Origin of the sequence: Ruminococcus sp. YE282, from assembly GCA_900101355.1 — a bacterium.
Taxonomy (GTDB): Bacteria; Bacillota; Clostridia; order Oscillospirales; family Acutalibacteraceae; genus Ruminococcoides; species Ruminococcoides bromii_A.
This window is the reverse complement of the sequence record FMUV01000063.1, coordinates 1-5,194: the sequence shown is the minus strand read 5'-3', so window position 1 is coordinate 5,194 and position 5,194 is coordinate 1. Positions and strand designations below refer to the sequence as shown.

The 5,194-nt window shown below is 41.3% G+C and carries 8 protein-coding genes; 1 reads left to right on the top strand and 7 read right to left on the bottom strand.

Annotated elements, in window-relative coordinates; all coding sequences use genetic code 11:
- Positions 1–381: 381 nt before the first annotated feature.
- From BLP46_RS12415 to BLP46_RS13425, 6 genes are all read right to left on the bottom strand, one after another.
- Positions 382–1,908: a T7SS effector LXG polymorphic toxin gene (locus tag BLP46_RS12415; protein WP_092979341.1), complete on the bottom strand. Its 1,527-nt coding sequence runs from the start codon at positions 1,906–1,908 to the stop codon at positions 382–384.
- A gap of 192 nt (positions 1,909–2,100) precedes the next feature.
- A complete protein-coding gene (locus BLP46_RS12410; RefSeq protein WP_207645252.1) occupies positions 2,101–2,577 on the bottom strand; it encodes a flavodoxin in 477 nt (158 codons plus the stop codon).
- Positions 2,577–2,906: a carboxymuconolactone decarboxylase family protein gene (locus tag BLP46_RS12405; protein WP_092979337.1), complete on the bottom strand. Its 330-nt coding sequence runs from the start codon at positions 2,904–2,906 to the stop codon at positions 2,577–2,579. Before BLP46_RS12405 ends, BLP46_RS12410 begins: the two co-directional genes overlap by 1 nt.
- A 12-nt stretch (positions 2,907–2,918) precedes the next feature.
- Complete coding sequence (locus BLP46_RS12400; RefSeq protein ID WP_092979336.1) at positions 2,919–3,350, bottom strand: cupin domain-containing protein; 432 nt, start codon at positions 3,348–3,350, stop codon at positions 2,919–2,921.
- 13 nt (positions 3,351–3,363) lie between these two features.
- Complete coding sequence (locus tag BLP46_RS13430; RefSeq protein WP_318259629.1) at positions 3,364–3,675, bottom strand: aldo/keto reductase; 312 nt, start codon at positions 3,673–3,675, stop codon at positions 3,364–3,366.
- Positions 3,676–3,734: 59 nt separating this feature from the next.
- Positions 3,735–4,223 carry an aldo/keto reductase gene (locus BLP46_RS13425; protein WP_318259628.1) on the bottom strand — a complete coding sequence of 163 codons (489 nt, stop codon included), beginning with the start codon at positions 4,221–4,223 and terminating at the stop codon, positions 3,735–3,737.
- Positions 4,224–4,353: 130 nt separating this feature from the next.
- On the opposite strand from BLP46_RS13425, the gene BLP46_RS12390 reads away from it, so the two are divergent.
- Positions 4,354–4,797, top strand: coding sequence for a MerR family transcriptional regulator (locus tag BLP46_RS12390; protein WP_092979334.1), 444 nt, complete (start codon positions 4,354–4,356; stop codon positions 4,795–4,797).
- 194 nt (positions 4,798–4,991) lie between these two features.
- Here BLP46_RS12390 and BLP46_RS12385 read toward each other — a convergent pair whose 3' ends face one another.
- Positions 4,992–5,129, bottom strand: a complete 138-nt coding sequence (locus BLP46_RS12385) for a hypothetical protein (protein ID WP_318259455.1) — start codon at positions 5,127–5,129, stop codon at positions 4,992–4,994.
- Positions 5,130–5,194: the final 65 nt, after the last annotated feature.

Here is a 5,194-nt window from a genome sequence, read left to right as displayed (position 1 = left end):
GCAAAATGTTGTATTTAGCGTCTCAAAAAATTGTCGAACGCTGGACACAAAGATGTCGAAACTGGGATGTAGTTTTAAGCCAGTTATCAATAATATTTGAGGCCAGAATACCTGCTTGATTTGCCCCTGAGAATAGAATTTCCTGTCTGCAAAATGTTATTCACGCTTTGGCATGCATAACATTCCGCAGACAGGAATGAAAAGTTGACACGGGGCAAATCAGAAAGCCTGATTGCAACCGCAATCCTGTATTCTGTTATTGCTTGAAGGATTATTATTTACACAAAATTTTATGGGTTGCCACGAAATCAGTTTGTTGCTTAAAATTTTATTTTCTACCAATTAGGCTGTTTTTGTACTGTCTGCTCAATCTGGGGCAGGTCATATTGTTCCATCGCTGTTTGTTATTGCAGATTTTCTTGCAGCCAACACTTCATCATAATCAATACGCTTCATCAAAAGGGCTTCATCAACCTTGTCGAAGGCTTTTAGTTCCGGTGAAGTAAAGCCGGAAGTGCTTCCGTGTTCCAAGAATTGCCGATATTTTGCAGCGTCTTCCGGTGACATCAAATCCGCATAACTTTGCTGTGGCTTTTTGAGTCCCTGAACGCCGCTCATTGCACCGCCCAGTGCAGCATCAAAGAGTATATTCTTTGGATCAAAGGCTTGATTTAATGATTCTTCAACATCACCTGTGCTGATAATGCCACTCGCAAAACGAGATACCGTTCCCGATGCGACCTCGGATGCACTTCCTATCACAACATGAGTTGCTACACGCGTTACGGTTGAGCTTGAGTTTATAAGCGGTGCTGTTACTGCGGCACTTGCCAGCTTTGAAGTGACTACGCCGCCGACTCCTGCGCTAACAAAGCCAGTAACAAATCCTGTTACTCCGGCAATAAGTGAGCATTTTCCAACATCTAACCAGTCGGTTTTACTAAGGTCGCCTGTTTCAACCCACTGACTGGTAATGCTCTGTGTTCCTGCCATAATTACGCCGCTGCCCGCAGAAACCGCTCCTACAGTTAAAGCAACTGCTAAAGGCGATGCTGCACCGCAAGTAGCTACAGTTATTGCAATGGATCCCACAATACAAAGTCCGGTTACTACCCAATTGATTATTGTTGCTGTTTGCTGCCGTTCCTCGTATTCCTTTTGCAGTATTTCAACACGGGCTTGTTCGTTTTCTCCAGCTGTCTTCAAAGCAGTGCGTTTTGCATCGCTTTCTTCACTCAGAGCCTTATATGCCAGTGCTATCTCCTGAAGCGTCGGGTCTTTCTGCGCTTGTTCCAGACTGAATTCCGTTTTGTAGCTTTTAGGTTTACTGAGTTGTGTATTGAGATACGCAGTTAGTTTTTCCAACAGTACTTCCGTGTTGGTGAAATCTGAATTAAGATGACTATTTTCAAGAGAATGAATATCCTTATCAAGTGTCTTTACTTTATTCTTTGTTGTTTCAAAATCATCATCTACCGTTGAATATCCTCTGTAGCTTTGATTATAAAATATATCGCTGATACTTGTCAAGGCACTCCGGATTTGACAATCTACCGAATAAGTCTGATTTTGATAAACATGTAAATCTCCTATAATATCTGTCAGTTCATCTTCGAGGATCACTGCATGGACTGACGTATCGATATTATCCTGATATGCACGTTTATACAACAAACAATTATCTGCATGTGCTGAAATAATTCGTCCGAGAAGTCCTATGACCATACTGTGTACCTCAGACAAATACGATTTTATGTTTTCCGCTCCTGCACCTGTAATACAGTCACTGGCAGCAAGGTTATTAACACTTTCATGTACTCCGCCCAACGCTTCTGACCATTCAACTGCTTTATTGTTAATGCTGTAATACAAGGTGTCAAGTGCGTCAAAATCAACCTTGTATCCCATTTATGTTTCTTGCTCCTCTCTGAGTTTTCTGTTTTGCTTTCAGACTGCGCCAAAACTTCGGAAGCGACAGAGGCAGAACCGCTGCTTTCTTTATTATCGGAACTTGAACCGCAACCTGCAAATAAACAGAGCAAAAGCACCGTCATAACCAAACACGCTGCCGCACGGACACTTAAAAGTTTTTTCATACTGTCAGTCTCCTATTTTCTCTATCCACTTTTTGATTTCATTTTCAGATGTAACAAGCGAACTCTCATTAAAACGAATATTTATTCCGGGCTTAACATTTGCCCCTGTGCAGGCATTGCTGACATCTTTAAATGTGTGGCCAATCCAACCGCCGTTTGTTGCAAACGTATAGATTGTCTTACCTGAAAAATCATTGTTATTAAGAAAAGTCTTAACAGCCGGCGCAAATGTATACCACCAAACGGGGGTACCCAAAATCACTGTGTCATAATCTTTAATATTAACGTTAAGCGGCTTAATTTGAGGCATAAATCCACGTTTTACCTCTTCGTGTCCTTGGTCAACTACGGTATTGTAATCGCCCTCATACGGAACAACCGTTTCAATTTCGGCAATATCTCCGCCAATATCATTTTGTATCATCTGGGCAATTCTTTTGGTATTGCCTGTATAAGAATAATATACAATCAGTGCTTTCATCAATTGTCCTCCTCAGAGTAAATCTCTTTTGCCATATTGAATGCAGCCCAAGCTTTTGGCCAACCAGCATAAAACGCAAGATGCGTTATCATCTCAGACATTTCCTCTTTTGTTACGCCGTTTTCTTTTGCATGGGATATATGATATTTTAAAGAACTGTCAAGAATTCCGCTTGCCATAAGAGCCGATACGGTTATCATGCTTCTGTCTCTCGGAGAAAGCTTGTCCTCACGTGACCATACCTCTCCAAACAATACATCATCATTTAATTCTGCGAATTTCGGAGCAAATTCTCCGAGTGCGTCTCTGCCTGCTGTTACCTTTTTCATTTTTATCTCTCCTTAAAGCTTATTATATTCGTCATCTGTTACTGCTTCGCACCACTCGTTCTGGCAATCCTCACCGGGAACTTCGATTGCAATGTGAGAAAACCAACTGTCACGCTTTGCACCGTGCCAATGCTTAACGTTCGGCGGTATAACGATAACCGAACCGGGTTCAAGGCTTACAGCCTCTTTTCCCTCTTCCTGATACCAACCTTCTCCTGCGGTACAAACCAACATCTGTCCGCCGCCTGATTTTGCGTGGTGAATATGCCAGTTGTTGCGGCATCCCGGCTCAAATGTAACATTAGCAAGGAATACTCCGTCCTGAGGTGCAGTCAAGGGATTAAGATATGAATTACCTATAAAATATTTTGCATAAGCTGTGTTTTCCGTTCCTGTTCCGAAAACATTCTGTTTTTCAAATTCTTCTTTTGACATTACTTTCATTGCAATAATCTCCTTATTTACCGCTGAATACAGGGAAAAAGCTGTACTCACCATAGTCTTTGATTTTCTCAAGATTCTTTAGCAAATCCATATCACTGTCCGATATTACAAAATCAACATCGGCGTTTGATTTCATATGTTCTGGGTTTGCGGTTTTTGGCAGCGCAACCATACCAAGCTGTAAAAAATATCGTACACAAAGTTGTGCGGGTTCCACATTGTATTTTGCCGCTGTTTCGGCAATCACTCTGTTTTTGAGTGCTTCGCCGTGTGCAATCGGTGAATAAGCTTCGCACAGAATACCGTTCTCAGCGCATAACTTAATAAGCTCGAGCGGAGTATTCGATATATGAGTTAAAATTTGATTAACCGCAGGTTTTATTTTCAGTCATCAAGTATGTTTTGCAAATCGTCTGCAAGAAAGTTTGAAACGCCGATTGACTTTACCTTTCCTGCCTTACAGACATCCTCAAGTGCACGCCACACCTCTTTGTTTTCTTCAAAATAACGTTTTTCCGCACGAAATTCAGCCCACGGCTGCGGACTGTGTATTATCATAAGGTCAAGATAATCAAGTCCTGTCTTTTTTAAGCTTTCGTCAATTGAGCTTAAAGCCGAATCATATGTTTTGTTTTCGGCTGCGACCTTACTTGTGACAAACATCTCATCTCTTGAAACTCCGCAGCTTCGGATTCCGCTTCCGACTCCTGATTCATTCCCGTATGCTTGGGCGGTGTCAATAAGACGATAACCGAGTTTTACAGCAGACTTTACCGCCGAGTCAACTTCGCTATCAGGTATCATCCAAGTGCCCAAACCGAGCTTAGGTATTTCTATTCCGTTGTTTAACTTGTATTTTTCATTTAATACCATACAGTACCTCCTGATTGACATTTTTTGTTTGCAGTGATATAATCACCTTGCAAGTTCATCTATACTCTACTACTTAAAGTAAACTTTAAGTCAAGAGTATTTTTCAAAATTTTTTTAAAGAGTTGATAATATGTTATATACGGTCGGCGAGATTTCCAAAAGAGTCAACATTGCTCCGTCAACGCTGAGATATTACGATAAAGAAGGGCTTTTGCCGTTTGTTGAACGTTCAAAAAGCGGAATCCGTATGTTTAAAGATTCCGACCTTGAGTGGCTTTCTATAATCGAATGTCTGAAAAAAACAGGAATGCCGATTAAGGAAATTAAAAAATTTGTAGATTGGTGCATCGAGGGTGACTCAACAATTGAGCAAAGACTTGAACTTATTGACCGCCGCAAGGAAGCTGTGCTGAAACAAATAGAACAGCTAAAACAAACGCTTGATACCCTCAATTATAAGCATTGGTATTACGAGACCTCAAAAGAGGCAGGAACCTGCGATGTGCATAAAACCCTTAAGGACGAGGATATTCCCGAAGAAATTTTAGCCATAAGAGAAAGGCTGAGAAATTAATTTTCACCATATAATAAGCAAATAATCAATTAAAAAACTGAACTGAAAACCTAATTAAACAGCAAAGGCGCTGTGAAGAAACGAAGCTAAAAGCTTCCGACTTCACAGCGCCCTCTTTTTTGCAGCAGTTATGCGGAAAAATGTTGAAAAAACCGCACGTTTCCCCTTACCCCAAAGGAACAGCTCTTTGAATATCACGCAGCCTTTTGGAGTCTGTTTTGCTTGTTATAGAATTTGTGGAGGTTAAACCCGATAGAAACCAGATAAATCTCCAGTTTAACCCTTTGCTGACCTTTTCGCACCATTCGTTTGTACCAACGGTCATACTTGATGACGCCAAAGGTGCCTTCGGCTTGTATCGAGCGGTTCGTTCGCAGCAGTGCGCCGTGGATACATT

Excerpts from the sequence above, each read along its gene's own strand:
- BLP46_RS12390 (WP_092979334.1), top strand. The coding sequence starts at position 4,354 with ATGTTATATACGGTCGGCGAGATTTCCAAAAGAGTCAACATTGCTCCG.
- BLP46_RS12400 (WP_092979336.1), bottom strand. The coding sequence starts at position 3,350 with ATGAAAGTAATGTCAAAAGAAGAATTTGAAAAACAGAATGTTTTCGGA.
- BLP46_RS12415 (WP_092979341.1), bottom strand. The coding sequence starts at position 1,908 with ATGGGATACAAGGTTGATTTTGACGCACTTGACACCTTGTATTACAGC.
- BLP46_RS12405 (WP_092979337.1), bottom strand. The coding sequence starts at position 2,906 with ATGAAAAAGGTAACAGCAGGCAGAGACGCACTCGGAGAATTTGCTCCG.
- BLP46_RS13425 (WP_318259628.1), bottom strand. The coding sequence starts at position 4,223 with ATGGTATTAAATGAAAAATACAAGTTAAACAACGGAATAGAAATACCT.
- BLP46_RS12410 (WP_207645252.1), bottom strand. The coding sequence starts at position 2,577 with ATGAAAGCACTGATTGTATATTATTCTTATACAGGCAATACCAAAAGA.